The following is an 18,935-nucleotide window of genomic DNA, read 5'->3' on the forward strand; positions in this document are numbered from 1 at the left end:
ATGGACGTCGAGGCATTTCTTTCCGCGTTGACGTTCCAGGCCGGCTACAACACCACGATCGTCACGATCGGCGCGATCCTTCTCGGATGGGCAGGCGGCATGGTCGGCACGTTCCTGCTCTTGCGCCGCCGCTCGCTCGTCTCCGATGCCCTCAGCCACGCGACTTTGCCCGGCGTCGGCATCGCATTTCTCGTCATGGCGTCGCTCGGCGGCACGGGGCGCTTTCTTCCGGGCCTTCTTCTCGGCGCTGCCTTGAGCGCGCTTGCCGGCTTGGCGACCGTCGAATGGATCACGCGGCGCACGCGGCTCCAGGCCGATGCCGCGATCGGTGCGGTGCTCTCGGTCTTCTTCGGCTTCGGCATCGTGCTTCTGACGGTCATTCAGTCCGTCCAGATCGGCCAGCAGGCGGGGATCGGCAGCTTTCTGCTCGGTTCCACCTCGGGCATGCTGCGCTCGGAAGCGATCACGCTTGCCGTTCTCGCCGGCGGCACGGCGCTGGCCGTCTTCTTCCTGCGCCGGACGCTGACGCTCGTCGCTTTCGACGAAACCTTTGCGCGCGCCCGCGGCATCTCCATCCGCCGCAGCGATCTCCTCCTGATGCTGCTGGTGCTGGCTGTCACGGTCACGGGGCTTCGGATCGTCGGGCTGGTGCTGATCATCGCGCTCGTCATCATCCCGCCCGTCGCCGCTCGGTTTTGGACGGAGCGTGTCGACCACATGCTCCTGATCTCGGCAGGAATCGGTGCGGTGTCTGGCTATCTCGGAACGGCGCTGTCCGCTTCGATCGACGATCTGCCGACGGGACCGATCATCGTCCTCGTCGCGACCGGACTGTTCGCAGTATCGCTGCTTTTTGCACCCGTTCGCGGCGTTTTCTCCGGGCTCTACCGCGCCCGCGCCTTCTCCTGGAAGGTGCATCGCCGTCAGGGCCTGCTCGCACTCAATCGCGGCGAAGCGATCTATGACAAGAAGACCATCTTCGTGCTGCTTGCCGAAGGCTTCATGCGACGCGACGGTTCGATCACCCCACCGGGTGTCGTCGCTGCGAAGCTGGCAGCAGAAGAAGAGGCACTCTGGTCGCTCTATCTGCGCGAAAATCCGGATTCCCTGCACCGCGCCCACGGCATGCTGCTCGATCCGATCGAGGAGCGGCTGGGCGCAGGCGAGATCAACGCCCTGCGGTTGAGGCACTACGCTGCGACCAGGCAGACGGTGGAGGCGATGGCTTGATGGCGGTCTATCTCGGGCTGACGATCGTCCCCATTCTGATCGGACTGCTGGCAGCGGTCGCGGCAGCCTTGCTTGGCAACTTCCTCGTGCTCAAGCGCCAGAGCCTGATGGGCGATGCCGTCAGCCATGTGGTGCTTCCCGGCATTATCGTCGCCTTCGTCACGACCGGCTCGATGGACGCCGGTCCGATGCTGGTCGGCGCCGCCATCGCCGCGCTCGTGGCGGCAGTGCTGATCGAGATCATCCGCGTGCTCGGCAAAGTCGAACCGGGCGCCGCGATGGGGGTGGTGTTCACGGCACTGTTCGCCTTCGGCATCGTGCTTCTGGAGCAGACCGACACCGGTGCCATCCACTTCGACGTGGAGCATGCGCTCTACGGCAATCTGGAAAGCCTCGTCTGGCTTGCAGGCCTCGAATGGAGTGCGCTCACCGATCCCGCGGCTCTGGCCGAATTGCCACCGCAACTGCCGCGCGTTGCCGCCGCGCTGGTGGTCGTCATCGCTTTTTTCTGCGTCGCGTGGCGTCCGCTCGTGATCGCGACCTTCGATCCGGTTTTTGCTGCGGCAAGCGGCGTACCGGTCCGCCTGGTGGATGGTGCGCTCATCGCGCTCGTCGCCATCGTTGCCGTCACCGCCTTCGAAGCGGTGGGGGCGATCATCACCATCGCGATGCTGATCTGCCCGCCAGCCGCCGCACGGCTGATGACGGACAATCTGGTGCGGCAACTGCTGTTGAGCGTCGTCTTCGCAGCGATAGCCGCAAGCTTCGGATACCTTGCCGCCGGTGCCGGCGTGGCGCTCTTCGTCTCCGGTGTCGCAGTCTCTGCTGCCGGCATGATCGCGACGGTATCCGGCTTGATCCTCGCCCTCGCTGCGCTTTTCGGGCCACGGCGGCTCGGCGCACGCGCCTGAACCGCTTGAGGGAAGCCAGGTGCTTCCCATGCTGCATCGGAGCCTCTAGGGTCCGCATCCAACCACCGATTGACCTTGATGGATGATGCGCGTGCTCGGCGAAAGACGTTTTCTGATCGATCTGTTTCACGCCGGCGTGCGAAGTGCCGATCCCGCTGAATGCGTGCCGCCCCTGCTGCCTGAACCGCCCAAGGGGCGCACGATCCTCGTTGCCGCCGGCAAGGCGGCTGCGTCGATGGCGCGCGCGGTCGAGGAAAACTGGTCGGGCCCGCTCGAGGGAATAGCCGTGACCCGCTACGGGCATGGCCTCGAAGCGGGCAGGATCGAAGTAATCGAGGCGGCCCATCCGGTTCCGGACGATCGGGGAGAGCAGGCTGCCGCGCGGCTGATGGACACCGTCCGTGGCCTGGGCCCTGACGATCTCGTGCTGTGCCTGATTTCGGGGGGTGGCTCGGCGCTGCTCGCACTTGCCGCCGAGGGGCTGACCCTTGATGACAAGAAGGCCGTCAACAAGAGCTTGCTGGCATCCGGCGCACCGATCGGCGCCATGAACACCGTGCGTAAGCACCTCTCTGCGATCAAGGGCGGCAGGCTTGCCGAAGCGGCCTATCCGGCACGCGTGGTCACGATCGGCATTTCGGACGTGCCGGGCGACGATCCGTCGGTGATCGCGTCCGGTCCGACGGTTCCCGATGCAACGACGCTTGCCGACGCCAAGGCCGTTCTTGAGCGCTACAACATCACCGCGGGAGCGCATGTTCTGGCGCACCTTGAGAAGAGCAGCTCCGAAACGCCAAAGCCCGGCGATGCGATCTTCGCCAACACGGAATTCCGCATGGCATCGCGGCCCGCCGACATGGTCGAGGCGGTCGTCGCCGAAGCGAAGCGCCATGGCATCGAGGTGATGTCGCTGGGTGCCGATATCGAAGGCGAGGCACGTGACATCGGCAGGGAGCATGCGCGCCTGGCACTGCAGATGGCCGAGGAACACCGCGACACACCGCTGCTGATCGTCTCCGGCGGCGAGACCACGGTGACAGTGCGCGGCGACGGGTCGGGGCGCGGCGGCCGCAACGGTGAATATCTCCTGTCACTTGCGCTGGAACTCGACGGACATCTGCGCACCCACGCGCTTGCGGCAGACACGGACGGCATCGATGGCAGCGAGGACAATGCCGGTGCGGTGATCGATCCGGACAGTCTCGCGCGGGCCGGCGCTTCCGGGCTCGACCCGGCGCAATGTCTGGAGCGCAACGATGCCTACAGCGTCTTCGAAGCCTCCGGCGACCTGATCGTGACCGGGCCGACGCGGACCAACGTCAACGATCTCCGGCTGATCCTGATCGCGCCGAAGGGCTGAGAGAACCACCGATTACGGTATCTTGAGGCCGTTGAAGATGAATTGTTAAGGAACCAGCGCCCATCTTGCATCTGATGACTCGCCAGAATGTTTCAGAACTGGACTGATGATGCCGCAGCTGGGCGCCGATGAGGTGGAAAGCACCCGCGAAGCCGTGTTGACCCACACCGACGCCCTGACCGGTCTCGGCAACCGCAGGCGCATGCGCGAAAAGGTTGAAGGCCTCGCAGCCGAGCGCGCCGAGGATCCGGCACCCTTCACCATCGGTCTTGCCAATCTCGACGGCTTCAAGCCCATCAACGACCTCTTCGGCCATGGCGCCGGCGACGTCATCCTCACTCAGGTTGCACACAGGCTGAAGGCCTGCATGCCCGATGGCGCGACTGTCGTTCGACTTGGCAACGACGAATTCGGCTTCGTGCTGCCGCTGGTGTTCGATTCCCGCGGCGCCGAAAAGATGGCGCGCCTGATCAAGGATGTTCTGTCGGCTCCTTTCGATCTCGGTGCCCGCACAGTGCGTTTGACCGCATCGTTCGGCTTCTCGGTCTATCCGTTCGCCGGAACCGATTTCGACAGTCTGATGAGCTGCGCCGAGACGGCGCTCTACCGCTCCAAAAGGCGCGGGCGCAGCCAGATCACGGTCTATTCGCAGGAGATCGCCGAGGAATTCCGCCGCGCGACCGAACTGGAACAGGCACTGCGCCGCGCGATCATCGCAGACGATGTCGCCGTGCATTTCCAGCCGATCGTTCGCCTGGCCGATGGCCAGATCATGGGGTTCGAGGCACTCGCGCGCTGGCATGACGCCGAGCTCGGCTTCGTGCCGCCGAACGTCTTCATCACGCTTGCCGAGGAACGCGGCTTCATCGACCTCCTGACAGAAGTGCTGCTGAAGAAGGCAGCCGCGACCGCGTTGCGCTGGCCGGAGGACATGTACCTGTCCTTCAATCTGTCTTCGGCGCAGCTCGTCGATCCTATGACGAGCCTGTCGATCCTGGCCATCCTCAATCGCGCCGGCCTCGACCCACGCCGGCTCGAGCTGGAAATCACCGAAACTGCGATGATGTCGGATCCCGACATGGCGCAGAAGATCGTCACCGAACTCCGGGCTGTCGGCATCAAGATTGCCCTCGACGATTTCGGAACGGGACAATCGAGCCTCGGCCGCCTGCGCGACTTCACCTTCGACAAGGTGAAGATCGACCGCGCCTTCGTGTCGGAAATCACCCGCGACCGTCCGTCGGAACATATCATCAAGGCCATTCTGGCCATGTGCGAGGGCATGGATCTCGCCGTCATCGCCGAAGGCATCGAAGAGGTGGAGCAGGCCGCAAAGCTGATCCAGCTCGGCTGCCGGCTCGGACAGGGCTATCTCTACGGAAAGCCGATCAAGGCATCCGACACCCTGCGCCTGATCGCCGCCAACGCCCGTCCGCTGGAAGCCATCGCTATCGCCTGAGTCTCATCCAAGACCATGGTCGGGTTCCCGGGTGGTTGCAGTGCCTCACCCGAAGGTTAGTCTTGCGCCGTCAGCCAAAGTTCGTTGCTGGATCAGACTTCATGCCAATGACAGCGTTTCTCACCGCCATCGCCATGATTGCTTTTGCGGCGAACTCGATCCTTGCGCGTGAAGCTTTGGCAGACGGCGCCATGGATGCTGCTGCTTTCACCGGATTGCGTCTCGCATCGGGCGCCGTAGCGCTTGCGCTCGTTCTTGCCCTGCGGCGGACGGCCAAAGGAAAAGTCGTGCCAGGGAGTTGGCTGTCCGCGCTGGCGCTTTTTGTCTACGCGATCGCTTTCTCTTTTGCCTATGTGCAGCTCGGCGCTGCAACCGGCGCGCTCGTTCTCTTCGTCTCCGTGCAGTTGACCATGATCGGCTGGGGCATCGTGCGTGGCGAACGACCACGTGTCATGCAATGGGCGGGTATCGTCATGGCGCTTGCAGGCTTCGTTTATCTCGTGTCGCCGGCTCTGACGCGGCCGGACCCGGTTGCGACGACGCTCATGATCACGGCCGGCATCGCCTGGGGCGTTTATTCGTTGCGAGGTCGCGGCAGTCGCGATCCGATTGACGATACGGCAGGGAACTTCATCCGCACCATGCCACTTGCGCTGGCTCTGCTGGCTTTCGCCATTTTGGTCCAGGACAATCCCGCGGGCACACTGTCGGGCAGAGGCATCGGACTGGCCGTCGCCTCGGGCGTTCTCGCATCCGCCGCCGGCTACGTGGTCTGGTACCGAGTTCTGCCGCATCTGGCGGCGATAGCTGCAGCGATCGTTCAGCTGTCCGTGCCGGTCATTACTGCTGCCGCCGGCGTGCTGTTTCTGGCCGAGCCAGTGACCATTGAACTGGTTCTCGCCGGCATGCTCATCCTCTCGGGCCTCGCCCTTGCGATCGCTGCACGCCGAAAAGCCTGAGCTTCCCTGTCAGCCGTCTGTGAACCGGAAGTCCTTCATCTGCTCGCGCAGCGTGGTCTTCTTGATCTTCCCCGTTGCGGTGTGGGGAATTTCATCGGTGAAGACGACCTCGTCCGGCATCCACCACTTGGCGATCTTGCCCGACATGAAATCGAGAATTGACTGCTTGTCCGGCTGACGGCCTTCCTTGAGCACGATGACGAGCAGAGGGCGCTCGTCCCATTTCGGATGAGCGACGCCGATGACGGCGGCTTCGGCAACATCTGGATGACCAACGGCCAGGTTTTCAAGATCGATGGTTGAAATCCATTCGCCGCCCGATTTGATGACGTCCTTGGCCCGATCGGTGATCTGCAGATAGCCGTGCGCGTCCATATGGCCGACGTCGCCCGTATCGAACCAGAGCTCCTCGTCGAACTGCTCGGCGCCGCGGCCCTTGTAGTAGCTGGACGACACCGCGGGGCCGCGCACCTTCAGGCGCCCGAAGGTCTTGCCGTCCCAGGGCAGGATGCGTTCCTCGTCGTCGACGATCTTCATTTCGACGCCGAAGGGCGGATGGCCCTGCTTCACCTGCAGGTCGAGCTTGGCCTCCCCGGTGAGATGCGCGTAGTCCGGCTTAATCGAGCAGACCGTCCCGAGTGGGCTCATCTCAGTCATGCCCCAGGCGTGCATCACGTGAACGCCGTAGCGGTCCTGGAAGGCCTGCGTGATCGCACGGGGGCAGGCCGAGCCGCCGATGACGACGCGTTCGAGATCGGGCAACTGTCCGTGTTCCTTTTCCAGATGCTGCAGCAGCATCAGCCAGACCGTCGGGACCGCGGCCGTGATCGTCACCTTCTCGTTCGTGAGCATCTCGTAGATTGACTTGCCGTCCATGCCCGGTCCCGGAAAGACCAGCGTCGCGCCGGCCATCGGTGTCGAGAACGCCGTCGACCACGCATTGGCGTGGAACATCGGAACGACCGGCATCATCACGTCGCGCGAGGCAATGCCCAGCATGTCCGCCTGCAGCGCTGTCATGGCATGCAACACGTTCGAGCGGTGCGAATAGACGACGCCTTTCGGATCGCCGGTCGTGCCCGACGTGTAGCACATGCCTGCAGCCGTGCGCTCATCGAAGTCCTTCCAGCGGAAGTCGTCGTCGGCTTCGGCAAGCCAGTCTTCATAGGCGACGGCAGGGAAGGGAAGATCAGCGGGCATATGCGCTGCGTCTGTCAGAATGACGATCCGCTTCAGGCTCGACACCTGGGGTGCGATGGCCTTGACGATGGGCAGAAAGGTCAGGTCGACAAAGAGAAGCCGGTCTTCCGCATCGTTCACGATCCAGGCGATCTGGTCGGGAAAGAGCCGCGGATTGAGCGTGTGGTAGATGGCGCCGATGCCAAGCGTGCCGTACCAGACCTCCAGGTGCCGCCACGTGTTCCAGGCAAGCGTCGCCACCCGGTCGCCGAGCGCGATGCCTTCCATGTCCAGCCGCTTCGCTAACTTAAGTGCGCGGTTACGAACGGTTCGGTAGTCCGTGCGATGGATCGGGCCTTCCACCGATCGGGAGATGACAGGTCGACCACCATGATAGTGTGCCGCATGATCGATGACCTTGTGACAAAGAAGCGGCCATTCCTGCATCAGTCCCAGCATGCACGTTCCTCCATTCCCCGCAGCCTCCTCGCTGCGTTCTTGGCCGACTATGGAGCGGTGGGGCGCATTATGAAAGATGGGCCTTTCGTCGAGGTGCTGACGGCTAGCATTGATCCGCATCAAGGGAAGTTTCTTGTTTGCTGATAATGCGTCCTATAAGAATTGATTCACGGCACGAACGAGACCCAAGAATCGATCCACTTCAGCCACCCGGGCGCCTCCATCATGAAGTCAGGCCTATCCGGCGACGCGCCTCTCGACCAGTTGAAGGAAATCACGACTCTTCAAACGCAGTTCGAGGTTTTTCGCCAGTTCAAGAAGACTGTAGAGCTGTACGGTTACCGGTGCTTTCTGGTGCTGCGTCTGCCGCCGCCAACCTCATTGGACCTGGCCGAAAACTCCATCATCACGAATTTTCCCGCTGAATTTCTGGGCGCTTTCGATCGGCAGAAGCTGATGCGCAGCAGCCCCCTGTTTGCCCGCTTGCGTACGTCGATCCTTCCTTTTTCGTTTCGCTATGCCGAATTCGTCGCTGGCCGGAGCGCCAAGGACGCGACGATGGCCGCCAAGCTCTACGAGGAGTTCGGGCTGGTCGATGGTATCTGCCTGCCGGTTCAAAGTGTGGAAGGCGATCGCTGTGCCGTCGTCTTCGCCGGCGAACGGGACCCGCTCGACAACGACGCGATCGCGCAATTGATGCTGCTGACGCTTCACCTCTTCCAGCGCTTGGGCGAAGTCTCTCAGCGCTCGGCGAAACTCGAGCAGCCGCTGACCGAACGCGAACTCGAATGCCTGACATGGACGGCGGCGGGCAAGACGAGCGCGGACATCGCGCAGATCCTCGAACTCTCCGAACACACGGTCAATCACTACCTGAACCGCGCAACCAAGAAGCTCGATACGGTCAACCGCACCCAGGCGGTGGCAAAGGCGCTCCGCCGCAGCCTTATTCGCTAGCCGTCCGCCGTCTGCCGTGCAACGGCGCGGACAGATTGCATGAAGATGGAGAGCGCCAGCGACTGGTCTCCGGTCCCCCGCGTCGTCAGGCCGACCGAGCCGACGGTCTCGCTCGTATCGATCGGCAGGCGAGCGACGCGCCCGTCGCGAATGTCGTTGGCGACAGCACCCTCCGATATGATCCAGATCGCATCATGTGCCCGGATGTAAGCGCGCCCGAATGCGTCTGACACGGTCTCGATGCGCACCGGCAACTCGGCGATCCCGTTGGTGACGAGGAAGCGATCGACGAAGGGGCGGATGACGGCGTTCGGCGTCGGCATCAGGATCGTATAGTCGCGCAATTCGCCGAGCGAAAAATTGGGCTTGCTCATCAGCGGGTGGCCCGTTCGAACGGCAAAAATGACGTGCTCTGAGTAGAGCGGTTCGAAGGAGAGGCCGATCATCATCTCCGGCGGCGCAAGGCGCCCGACGACGAGATCGAGCGCGCCGGTGCGCAACTGTTCCAAAAGCACGGAATTGTCGCCTGTCACCACCGTGATTGGACTTCCCGTGTTCTCCTTCAGGAACTGCGCCACCGCATCGGGCATGATCCGTGCTGAAACAGTGGGCAGCGCTCCGATGCGGACCGGCGGCCCTTCCGAGCGCAAGGCCTGCTGAATGGAATCAACGCCCTGCCTGAGCGCAGCGACGCTCGAACCCGCATGACGTAGGAACACCTCGCCGAAGCGCGAGATGCGAATGCCGCGGCCATCCTTCTCGAACAGCCGCACGCCGAGTGCATCTTCGAGCTCCCGGATCGTGCGCGTGACCGCCGGCTGGGTGAGCGCCAGCACGTCCGCTGCCTTGCTCACGCTCTTCTGGCGGGCTACCTCCATGAAGGTCTGGAGATGCCGAAACTTGATCTGCTGGTCCATCGCATACCGAAAAGATTATGGATCAGGCCCAAGAATATCATTTTACCATACCGATACAATTTGCTTTGAAAGCCTGAGGGAGAATTCGATGCAGTTTCACAAGGTCAACGGCGTCACACTGCATTATCAGCTGATCGGCGCGCCCGAAGGGCGCCCTGTGCTGGTCTTCGCCAATTCCCTCGGCACCGATTTCCGCATCTGGCGTGATGTCATAGTCCGGCTCGTCGGCGAGTTCGCGATCGTGCTCTACGACAAGCGCGGCCACGGACTGTCCGATGTCGGCGAGACGCCCTACACGATCGACGATCACGTCGACGACTTGTCCGGCCTGCTCGACCATCTGCGCGTGCGCAAGGCTGTCATCTGCGGGCTATCGGTCGGCGGGCTGATCGCGCAGGGCCTTGTCCACAAGCGCTCCGATCTCGTGCGCGCCCTCGTTCTTTGCGACACCGCCCACAAGATCGGAACGGCGGAAATGTGGGATGCCCGCATCCGCGCGATCTACGAAGAAGGCATCGAGGCGATCGCCGACCTGATCCTCGAGCGCTGGTTCACCGTCGATTACCGCAAGCCCGACAACGCCGAGTTCACCGGCTACCGCAACATGCTGATCCGCACGCCGCGCGATGGCTATACCGCCACCTGCGCCGCGATCCGGGACGCCGATTTCACCGAAGCTGCGAAGCTGATCGACGTGCCGACCATGTGCGTTGTTGGCACCGAAGACGGCTCGACACCGCCAGAACTCGTCGGTGAGCTGTCCCGGCTGATCCCCGGTGCCCTTTACCAGGAGATCCCGCAGGCCGGCCATCTGCCCTGCATCGAGCAGCCGGTGGTTCTGACGGACGCCATCAAGCTGTTCGTCGAAAAGATCACGAAGGAAGGCAAATGAGCGCCACGACAAAATCTCCCCGCCACATCGAAGGTATGGCGACGCGCCGCTCGGTGCTCGGAGATGCGCATGTCGACAGGGCAGAGGCGGCGAAGTCGGAATTCGATGCGCCCTTTCAGGAGATGATCACCGAGGGCGCCTGGGGCACCGTCTGGTCGCGGCCGAACTGGACGAAGCGCGAGCGCTCCATTGTCACGATCGCACTGCTTGCAGCACTCGGCCATGACGACGAGGTGGCGATGCATGTGCGCGCCACCGCCAACACCGGCGCGAGCGAAGACGATATCCGCGAAGCGCTGATGCATGTGGCGATCTATGCCGGCGTTCCGGCCGCCAATCACGCGTTCAAGATCGCCAAGCAGACGTTGAAGGAGATGGCTGCCGAAAAGGCGGCTTGAGGAGCGACGATGTCGAACAGGAAACCCGAAACCGGTGCCTTCTTTCCGCGCGATCGCGCCTGGCAACCGGACGCTTACACGCCGTGGTACAAGACGAGCGTGCTCCGCTCGCCGCAAAAGGCGCTTCTGTCCATCAACAACACCCTGTCGGAGATGACCGGCCCGGTCTTCGGCCACGACATCCTCGGCGAACTCGATGACGACCTCATCCACAATTTCGCCAAGCCTGGCGAAAGCGCGATCGGACCGCGCATCATCGTCCATGGCCGCGTCATGGACGAGCGGGGCAGGGGCGTCGGCGGTGCGCTGCTTGAATTCTGGCAGGCGAATGCCGGTGGCCGCTACCGCCACAAGAAGGAGGGCTACGTCGCCGCGCTCGATCCGAATTTCGGCGGCTGCGGGCGCACCATCACCGATGAGGACGGTCATTACTCGTTCCGCACCATCAAGCCGGGGCCGTATCCATGGCCGAACGGCGTCAATGACTGGCGCCCGGCCCACATCCATTTCTCCGTCTTCGGCCATGGCTTCGCGCAGCGGCTGATCACCCAGATGTATTTCGAAGGCGACCCGCTGATCCCGCTCTGCCCGATTGTGAAGACCATCGCCGATCCGAAAGCGATCGAGGACCTGATCGCACCGCTCGACATGGCCAACACGATCCCCATGGACGCCAGCGCCTACAAGTTCGACATCGTCCTGCGCGGCCGCCGCTCGACCATGTTCGAGAACCGGATGGAGGGGAACTGATGCCGCAATCGCTGAACCGCCTGAAGGAATCCGCGTCGCAGACGGCTGGTCCTTATGTCCATATTGGGCTGACGCCGAATTTCGCGGAGATTGGTGGCGTCTACGCCGATGATCTCGGCAGTCGCATGCTGACGGGCGATGCCAGTGGCGAGCGCATCACCATCAAGGGACGCATCTTCGACGGAACGGGCACGCCGCTGAAGGATGCGCTGGTCGAAATCTGGCAGCCGGATGCGGCAGGGCTTTTCAATTCGCCATCCGAGATGCGCGGTTCGGCCGATCCGCATTTCACCGGCTTCGGGCGTTGCGCGACCGATATGGCAAACGGCGAGTTCGTCTTCGAGACGATCAAGCCGGGTCCGGTTCCCTATCCTGACGGCCGGATGCAGGCGCCGCATGTCACGCTCTGGATTGTCGCGCGCGGCATCAATATCGGCCTTCACACCCGCATGTATTTTTCCGACGAGGAGAAGGCCAATGCGGACGATCCGTTGCTCAACCGGATCGAGCACCGCCACCGCGTCGCAACGCTCATCGGAAAGCGCGATGGCGATGTCGTGACCTTCGACATTCACCTGCAGGGCGACGACGAAACCGTCTTCCTCGATATCTGACGACAACCAACAGGCAGGAAATCCATGGCGAAGTTCCAGGATTTGAAGACAGCCGTCGCGGAGAATCTCCATGACGGCGATATGGTGGCCTTCGAGGGCTTCACCCATCTGATACCGCATGCGGCGGCCCACGAAGCGATCCGCCAGGGCCGGAAAGACCTGACGCTCGTGCGCATGACGCCGGACGTCATCTACGACCAGATGATCGGCATGGGCATGGCGAAGAAGCTCGTCTTCTCATACGCCGGCAACCCGGGCGTTGGCCTTCTGCGCCGGCTGCGCGATGCGGTCGAAAACGGCTGGCCGAACCGGCCGGAAGTGGAAGAACACAGCCATGCGGCGATGGCCAATGCCTATGAGGCGGGCGCAAGCGGCCTGCCATGCGCCATCTTCCGCGGATACCTCGGCGCCGGGCTCGAACAGGTAAACCCGAACATCAAGCGCGTCGCATGCCCGTTCACCGGCGAAATGCTGGCGGCTGTGCCGTCGGTGCGCCCGGATGTGACCTTCATCCACGCGCAGAAGGCGGACCGGAAGGGCAACGTGCTCGTCGAAGGCATCATCGGCATCCAGAAGGAAGCGGTGCTTGCCGCCAAGCGTGCCGTGGTGACGGTCGAGGAAATCGTCGAGAATTTCGACGACGTGCATCCGAACGCCTGCATCCTGCCCCGATGGACGGTCACCGCGATCTGCGAAGTGCCGGGCGGCGCTCATCCTTCCTATGCGCACGGCTATTATGACCGCGACAACAAGAGCTATCTCGACTGGGACAAGATCGCCGCCGAGCGCAACAGTTTCCAGGCATGGATGCAGGACAATGTGTTGAACGCCGGTCCGCAAGACTTTGCCGGACGCGTCGAGCATTTGAGGAGCGCCAAATGAGCGATCTTGGTTTTACGCCCGATGAGATGATGACAATCGCTGCGGCGCGCGCGCTGAAGAACGACGACGTCTGCTTCGTCGGCATCGGTGCGCCATCGGCTGCCTGCAACGTGGCGCGGCTGACGCATGCCCCGGACATCACTCTGATCTATGAGTCCGGCACGATCGGCACGGCGCCGGACGTGCTGCCGCTCTCAATCGGCGACGGCGAACTCTGCGACACGGCCGTTACCACGGTGTCGGTGCCGGAGATGTTCCGCTACTGGCTGCAGGGCAGTCGCGTCACGATCGGTTTCCTTGGCGCCGCGCAGCTCGACAAGTTCGGCAACATCAACACGACCGTCATCGGCGACTACGACACGCCGAAGACCCGCCTGCCTGGCGGCGGCGGCGCGCCGGAAATCGCCTCGTCTTCGGGTGAGATCTACATCACCATGAAGCAGACGAAACGCGGCATGGTCGACAAGATCGACTTCTTCACGTCCTTCGGTCATGGAACCGGTGGCAAGGACCGTGAAAATCTCGGCATCAAGACCAAGGGCCCGACGCTGCTGATCACCGATCTGGCGATCTGGAAGCCCGATCCCGAGACCAAGGAATTCACGGTCGTTTCCATGCATCCGGGCGTGACGCGCGAGCAGGTTCAGGAAACCTGCGGCTGGCCGGTGAAGTTCGCCGATCAGGTCGAGGTCACGCCGGCGCCGGACGAGACGGAACTGAAGACGCTGCGCGATCTTCAGGCAAGAACGAAGGCCGCCCATGAGGGAACCGGCCGTGGCAAGAACAAATTCGGGAGCCAGCGCGATGGCTGAAGCCTATATCTGTGATTACATCCGCACGCCGATCGGTCGCTTTGCGGGCGCGCTTTCGTCCGTGCGTGCCGACGATCTGGGCGCCGTGCCACTGAAAGCGCTGATGGAGCGCAACGCGTCTGTCGACTGGGCGGCGATCGACGAAGTCATCTATGGCTGCGCCAACCAGGCCGGCGAGGACAACCGCAACGTCGCGCGCATGTCGTCGCTTCTGGCCGGCCTGCCGGTTGAAGTGCCCGGCACCACCATGAACCGGCTTTGCGGATCGGGCATGGACGCCGTCATCGCCGCGGCCCGTGCCATCAAGGCTGGCGAAATCGACATTGCGATTGCCGGTGGCGTGGAATCCATGTCACGCGCGCCCTTCGTGATGCCGAAGGCGACGAGCGCCTTTTCGCGCGACAATGCGGTTTATGACACGACGATCGGCTGGCGCTTCGTCAATCCGTTGATGAAGAAGCAATACGGCGTCGATTCCATGCCGGAGACCGGCGAAAACGTCGCCGCCGACTGGCAGGTGAGCCGTGAGGACCAGGACAAGTTCGCCGTGCGCTCGCAGCAGAAAGCCGGTCGCGCCATGGAAAACGGCAGGCTGGCAAAGGAAATCACGCCGGTCTCGATCCCGCAGCGCAAGAAGGACCCGATCGTCGTCGATCGCGACGAGCACCCACGCCCCGACACGACGTTCGAAGCGCTGGCCAAGCTGCCGACCCCGTTCCGCGAAGGTGGCACGGTCACGGCCGGCAATGCCTCCGGCGTCAACGATGGCGCGGCAGCGCTGATCGTCGCATCGGAAGAAGCGGCCCGCAAACATGGGCTGACCCCGATCGCCCGCATCCTCGGCGGTGCGACCGCGGGTGTCGCGCCCCGCATCATGGGCTTCGGGCCTGCACCGGCCGCAAAGAAGCTCTTCGCTCGCCTCGGTCTTGGAGCCGGCGATTTCGACGTGATCGAGCTCAACGAAGCCTTCGCGAGCCAGGGCTTGGCGACGCTGCGCGATCTCGGCATCGCCGATGACGACGAGCGCGTGAATCCAAATGGCGGCGCCATCGCGCTCGGCCATCCGCTCGGCATGTCCGGCGCGCGTATCACCGGCACGGCAGCGCTCGAACTCGCCGAACGCGACGCAAGGCGCGCGCTCTCCATGATGTGCATCGGCGTTGGCCAGGGCATTGCGATCGCGCTCGAGCGGGTCTGAACCATCGAACTTAGCTCAAAGGGCCGGTGTCATCGCCGGCCCTTTGGCGTTATAAGGCGGCCATCTTGACTGCCGGGAGGTATCGATGTCGCTGTCGCTTTTTGAGCACCCCGTGCTCGCCGCACATTTCGGGGACGACGCGCTCGCCGCTCATTTTCGGCTGGAAGCCGAAATCTCCACTATGCTGACCTTCGAAATGGCGCTGGCGGAAGCGGAGGCCCATGAGGGCCTGATCGCTCCGGAAGCCGCCGCTGCCATTGCAAAAGCCTGCGAGGACTTCGCGCCGGATTTCGATGCGTTGCGCGAGGGCGTCGCCCGCGACGGCCTGATCGTGCCCGAACTCATCCGCGAACTGCGCAAGACCGTGCCGGAGCCCCACGCGGCGCATCTGCATTTCGGCGCGACCAGCCAGGACGTGATCGATACGAGCCTCGTTCTTAGGCTCAAGATGGTGCTGCCGATGCTGGCGGCGCGGCTGGAAAACCTGATCGCCGCCCTGCAGGACCTCGACGAGCGCTTCGGCCACAACCATCTCATCGGCCGCACCCGCATGCAGGCCGCGATACCGATCCCGGTCGGATCGAGGCTGCGCGCCTGGATGATGCCGCTGTCGCGCGCTCTGGACGAACTGGAAGACATCGGCCCGGAACTGTTGCAGCTGCAGTTTGGCGGCGCTGCCGGTACGCTCGAGAAGCTCGGCGATGACGCGGCAGGCGTCGCGGCGCGGGTCGGTTACCTGCTCGATCTGGAAGTTCCGCAATCGAACTGGCACTCCCAGCGCGATTCCATCGCCCGCTTTGCCAACTGGCTGTCGCTGATCTCCGGCGCGCTCGGCAAGATCGGCCAGGACGTCGCGCTGATGGCGCAGAACGAAATCGGCGAGATCGCCATGACCGGCGGCGGCGGCTCATCCGCAATGCCGCATAAGCAGAACCCGGTGCGCGCAGAAACGCTGGTGGCGCTCGCACGCTTCAATGCCACCCAGCTTGCGGGCATGCACCACGCGCTCGTCCACGAGCAGGAACGCTCGGGCGCCGCATGGTCGCTCGAATGGATGATCCTGCCGCAGATGGTGGTGGCCGCCGGCGCCTCGACACGGCTCGGCGGCGAGCTTCTGGATTCCATCGAACGCATTGGCGCAGCGGAGTAGCGGCATGGCTGAAGCAGCGGTCCATCGCTCCGACAGCATTCGCGACGGCGAAGTGCAGGGCAGTCTGCCGGAGCATTTCGACGCGTCTGTCTATTTCATCGGTCGCATCCACACGCCGTTCAAGACGCGGGCAGACTGTCCGCGCAGGGGCGATCCGGAGCAGGGACCGGACTGCACGATCGAGCTCGATGCCCGCTTTGCCGATGCGCTGAAGGGCCTGGATGCCTATGAACACATCGCCGTGCTCTACTGGATGGATCAGGCGCGGCGCGACCTTTTGGTCCAGAACCCCAAGCACGATGGCGGGCTCGTTGGCACCTTCGCGCTGCGCTCGCCGGTCCGCCCGAACCCGATCGCGCTTTCCATCGCTCGGCTGATCAGGATCGATGGCGCGACGCTGACGGTGCGGGGGCTGGACTGCGTAAATGGCACGCCGCTGATCGACATCAAGCCGGAATTCACCGGCGGGCGCAAACCCTGTCACGCTTGATCGCCGCCCCAGCGCCCTTGCCGCACGGCGTTCCTGCCGATAGGACCGCGCGAGAAAAGGCGGCCAGCGCCGTCATCAGCCGATGGGATTTGTAAGCCGATGAGCGATTTCGACGAGGATGCACTGGCCGAGGCGTATAATCGCGGGCTGGACCTGGAAAAGGCCGGACGTCGTGAGGAAGCCGCCGTCTTCTATCGGCGCGCACTGGAGCTCGATCCCGACGATCATGGCGGCGCTGCCGTACGGCTTGCCTCCATGGGCCTTGCGCCCGCACCGGACAAGGCGCCCGATGCCTATGTCATGACCCTGTTCGACCAGCATGCGGAAGTGTTCGACAGCGTGCTCGTCGACCAGCTCGGCTATTCCGTCCCGATGATGCTGGGCGACGCGCTTCCGGCGTTCCTGCCCGACGGTGCGGCCCGCCTACTCGACCTCGGCTGCGGCACGGGCCTTGTCGGCGAAGCGCTCTATGACAGTGTCGACCATGCGGTGGGTGTCGATCTCTCGGAACGCATGATCGAGATCGCCGACGAGCGCGAAGTCTATGACGAGCTTTATGTCGCCGAGATAGGCCTTTTTCTCGAGGAGAGCGAAGCACTGCCTTTCGATCTCGTCGTGGCTGCGGACGTGCTGCCTTATATGGGCAAGCTCGAACGCTTCTTCTCAGGCATCGCGAAGCATACGACGACTGCCGGCCTGCTCGCGTTTTCCAGCGAGACACTGCCGGACGAGGCCTTTGGCGGAGCCGATTTTACCGTCGGACCGCATCAGCGTTTCGCCCATCCGCTCAGCTACATCGATCGCCTGCTCACCGTAAATGGCTTCGAACGGCTGCTGGCCGAACCGATCGTCGTGCGCCACGAGCAGGGCACGCCCGTGCCCGGCCATCTGGTCATTGCGCGCAAGAGCTGAACTTCAGCGGAACGCCGCGAGCGCCGCCGCTTCGTCTTCGAGAGAGAGTGGGGCGCCAGCGTCGATACCCGTCAAATAGGCGTCGAGCGTGTCCAGCGAGGAAGCCGGCTGATAGCCGGTTCCGTCGGCCGAGCCGGTTCCCATGGCGAAGGTGAGCTGCCAGTCATCGGTCGTGCGACAAGCGACGCCGACGAATGCCTGCTCGGAAGCCAGTTCGAACTCGCGGCAGACACGGTTTGCACCATCCGTGAAGGTCGAGACGGCCGTCAGCGTGCCGGCGCCCGCAATTTCGGTCGTGTCGCCCGATGCCGTCGTCAGCAACGCGTCATCAAGCCCCGGAACGTCGATCAGCGCGACCTGTGCCGAACCGGCAGGCGCTGAACCCTGGCCGGCCATGTAGCCGGCAAGACCGGCAGCGACGATGGCGACGGATGCGGCGGCAGCCATGGCAAACCGCGCAAAGCCACGCCGGTTTTCGTTGGCTGCTGCAGGGACCCGACCCTTCTCTCGGAAGGGCAGAACGGTCGCCGCTGCAGCAGGTGCGGCAATCATCCGCTCGACTGCCGCCTGCAGCGATGGCGGCACGGGCTGAGCGAGTTGGCTTGCAAACACGCCCTCGGCCAGTTCGCGCGCTTCCATGAAGAGCGCAACGCGCTCGGCAAGCGCCGGATCGTCGTTCATGGCGGCTTCGACGCGCTCCATTTCGGCGTCGTCAAGTTCGCCATCGGCGAAGGCCATCAATGTCTCGTCGCTGAAATCGTGTGTCGTCATGATCCGTGCCCGTCCTCTTCAGGCTGAGAACGTCGGGCATCGGCGTTTATTCCACCGCCCTCGACAAGTTTCTTGCGCGCTCGTGCCAGCCGGCTCATCACGGTGCCGATCGGGATGCCGAGAAGTTCCGACACTTCCTTGTAGGACATGTCTTCGGCGCAGACGAGCAGCAGAATTTCGCGCTGGTCGTCAGGCAGCGCAGCGATGGCGCGCGACACGTCGCCGAGATCCATGCGGGCATGCGCTTCCCGCGCGCCGTCTGTGCCAACGAGATCGATCTGCGTGTCGATGTCTTCGGCCTGTCCGGCCGACTTGCCCTTCCGGATCTGGTCGATCCAGAGATTGCGCATGATGCGGAACACCCACGAATCGAACCGTGTGCCCGGTGTAAAGCCAGATGCATTGGCCAACGCCTTCTCGCATGCGGCCTGCACAAGGTCGTCGGCGCTGTCCATATTGCGCGTCAGCGTATAGCCGAACCGGCGCATATTGGGCAGGAAAACGATGAGCCGTCGCCCGATCTCATCTCTGGCATCCGTCACGCGTTATCGATCCTCAAAAGTTCATGACGGGGCCGGAATAAGTGGGCGCCGCGGCCGTTATGCAGCATATGGTTTTGAAAGCGGCAACTGAAA

At 63.4% G+C, this 18,935-nt stretch carries 20 protein-coding genes; 16 read left to right on the forward strand and 4 right to left on the reverse strand.

The annotated features are described in order from the left end of the window. The 5 genes from QQL76_RS09150 to QQL76_RS09170 all read left to right on the forward strand — a co-directional run bounded on the left by QQL76_RS09150 (position 1) and on the right by QQL76_RS09170 (position 5,919). A complete protein-coding gene (locus QQL76_RS09150) occupies positions 1–1,230 on the forward strand; it encodes a metal ABC transporter permease (protein ID WP_499207358.1) in 1,230 nt (409 codons plus the stop codon). Next, positions 1,230–2,141 carry a metal ABC transporter permease gene (locus QQL76_RS09155; RefSeq protein WP_499207359.1) on the forward strand — a complete coding sequence of 304 codons (912 nt, stop codon included), beginning with the start codon at positions 1,230–1,232 and terminating at the stop codon, positions 2,139–2,141. The genes QQL76_RS09150 and QQL76_RS09155 overlap by 1 nt, the downstream gene beginning before the upstream one ends. An 85-nt stretch (positions 2,142–2,226) precedes the next feature. Continuing rightward, on the forward strand, positions 2,227–3,501 hold the full coding sequence (locus QQL76_RS09160) for a glycerate kinase type-2 family protein (RefSeq protein WP_499208343.1): 1,275 nt from the start codon (positions 2,227–2,229) through the stop codon (positions 3,499–3,501). Positions 3,502–3,607: 106 nt separating this feature from the next. Further along, entirely contained in the window at positions 3,608–4,960 is a 1,353-nt protein-coding gene (locus QQL76_RS09165; protein WP_126011615.1) for a putative bifunctional diguanylate cyclase/phosphodiesterase, read from the forward strand. Between the two features lie 101 nt (positions 4,961–5,061). Further along, positions 5,062–5,919 carry a DMT family transporter gene (locus QQL76_RS09170; RefSeq protein ID WP_499207360.1) on the forward strand — a complete coding sequence of 286 codons (858 nt, stop codon included), beginning with the start codon at positions 5,062–5,064 and terminating at the stop codon, positions 5,917–5,919. Between the two features lie 9 nt (positions 5,920–5,928). On the opposite strand, the gene QQL76_RS09175 is transcribed toward QQL76_RS09170, so the two are convergent. Further along, complete coding sequence (locus QQL76_RS09175; protein ID WP_499207361.1) at positions 5,929–7,557, reverse strand: long-chain-fatty-acid--CoA ligase; 1,629 nt, start codon at positions 7,555–7,557, stop codon at positions 5,929–5,931. Positions 7,558–7,782: 225 nt separating this feature from the next. Here QQL76_RS09175 and QQL76_RS09180 point away from each other — a divergent pair, with 225 nt between their 5' ends. Next, positions 7,783–8,514, forward strand: coding sequence for a LuxR family transcriptional regulator (locus tag QQL76_RS09180; RefSeq protein WP_499207362.1), 732 nt, complete (start codon positions 7,783–7,785; stop codon positions 8,512–8,514). On the opposite strand, the gene pcaQ is transcribed toward QQL76_RS09180, so the two are convergent. Then, positions 8,511–9,431 carry a pca operon transcription factor PcaQ gene (gene pcaQ, locus QQL76_RS09185; RefSeq protein WP_126011607.1) on the reverse strand — a complete coding sequence of 307 codons (921 nt, stop codon included), beginning with the start codon at positions 9,429–9,431 and terminating at the stop codon, positions 8,511–8,513. The two genes, QQL76_RS09180 and pcaQ, sit on opposite strands and share 4 nt — an antisense overlap. Before the next feature lie 88 nt (positions 9,432–9,519). On the opposite strand from pcaQ, the gene pcaD reads away from it, so the two are divergent. The 10 genes from pcaD (at position 9,520) to QQL76_RS09235 (ending at position 17,529) form a co-directional block, all read left to right on the forward strand. Then, positions 9,520–10,323, forward strand: coding sequence for a 3-oxoadipate enol-lactonase (gene pcaD, locus QQL76_RS09190; protein ID WP_499207363.1), 804 nt, complete (start codon positions 9,520–9,522; stop codon positions 10,321–10,323). Continuing rightward, on the forward strand, positions 10,320–10,721 hold the full coding sequence (gene pcaC, locus QQL76_RS09195) for a 4-carboxymuconolactone decarboxylase (RefSeq protein WP_404862717.1): 402 nt from the start codon (positions 10,320–10,322) through the stop codon (positions 10,719–10,721). Before pcaD ends, pcaC begins: the two co-directional genes overlap by 4 nt. Positions 10,722–10,730: 9 nt before the next feature. Beyond that, the gene (gene pcaH, locus QQL76_RS09200; RefSeq protein ID WP_126011603.1) at positions 10,731–11,471 is read left to right on the forward strand and encodes a protocatechuate 3,4-dioxygenase subunit beta; all 741 of its coding nucleotides are present in this window, start codon (positions 10,731–10,733) and stop codon (positions 11,469–11,471) included. Beyond that, positions 11,471–12,085 (forward strand): protocatechuate 3,4-dioxygenase subunit alpha, encoded by a 615-nt coding sequence (gene pcaG / locus QQL76_RS09205; RefSeq protein ID WP_499207364.1) that lies wholly within the window; start codon positions 11,471–11,473, stop codon positions 12,083–12,085. The genes pcaH and pcaG overlap by 1 nt, the downstream gene beginning before the upstream one ends. Before the next feature lie 24 nt (positions 12,086–12,109). Continuing rightward, complete coding sequence (locus QQL76_RS09210; RefSeq protein WP_499207365.1) at positions 12,110–12,967, forward strand: CoA transferase subunit A; 858 nt, start codon at positions 12,110–12,112, stop codon at positions 12,965–12,967. Continuing rightward, positions 12,964–13,779 (forward strand): CoA-transferase subunit beta, encoded by an 816-nt coding sequence (locus QQL76_RS09215; protein WP_499207366.1) that lies wholly within the window; start codon positions 12,964–12,966, stop codon positions 13,777–13,779. The genes QQL76_RS09210 and QQL76_RS09215 overlap by 4 nt, the downstream gene beginning before the upstream one ends. Next, entirely contained in the window at positions 13,772–14,977 is a 1,206-nt protein-coding gene (gene pcaF / locus QQL76_RS09220) for a thiolase family protein (protein WP_499207367.1), read from the forward strand. Before QQL76_RS09215 ends, pcaF begins: the two co-directional genes overlap by 8 nt. A gap of 85 nt (positions 14,978–15,062) precedes the next feature. After that, the gene (locus tag QQL76_RS09225) at positions 15,063–16,127 is read left to right on the forward strand and encodes a 3-carboxy-cis,cis-muconate cycloisomerase (RefSeq protein WP_499207368.1); all 1,065 of its coding nucleotides are present in this window, start codon (positions 15,063–15,065) and stop codon (positions 16,125–16,127) included. Positions 16,128–16,131: 4 nt separating this feature from the next. Then, positions 16,132–16,617 (forward strand): SAM-dependent methyltransferase, encoded by a 486-nt coding sequence (gene tsaA / locus QQL76_RS09230; protein ID WP_499207369.1) that lies wholly within the window; start codon positions 16,132–16,134, stop codon positions 16,615–16,617. Between the two features lie 99 nt (positions 16,618–16,716). Then, a complete protein-coding gene (locus QQL76_RS09235) occupies positions 16,717–17,529 on the forward strand; it encodes a class I SAM-dependent methyltransferase (protein ID WP_499207370.1) in 813 nt (270 codons plus the stop codon). 3 nt (positions 17,530–17,532) lie between these two features. Here QQL76_RS09235 and QQL76_RS09240 read toward each other — a convergent pair whose 3' ends face one another. Then, positions 17,533–18,300, reverse strand: a complete 768-nt coding sequence (locus tag QQL76_RS09240; RefSeq protein WP_499207371.1) for an anti-sigma factor family protein — start codon at positions 18,298–18,300, stop codon at positions 17,533–17,535. Then, positions 18,297–18,842, reverse strand: coding sequence for an RNA polymerase sigma factor (locus QQL76_RS09245; protein ID WP_499207372.1), 546 nt, complete (start codon positions 18,840–18,842; stop codon positions 18,297–18,299). The genes QQL76_RS09240 and QQL76_RS09245 overlap by 4 nt, the downstream gene beginning before the upstream one ends. Positions 18,843–18,935: the final 93 nt, after the last annotated feature.

Origin of the sequence: Rhizobium albus, assembly GCA_030160035.1 — a bacterium.
In the GTDB taxonomy this organism is placed as follows: Bacteria; Pseudomonadota; Alphaproteobacteria; order Rhizobiales; family Rhizobiaceae; genus Georhizobium; species Georhizobium albus.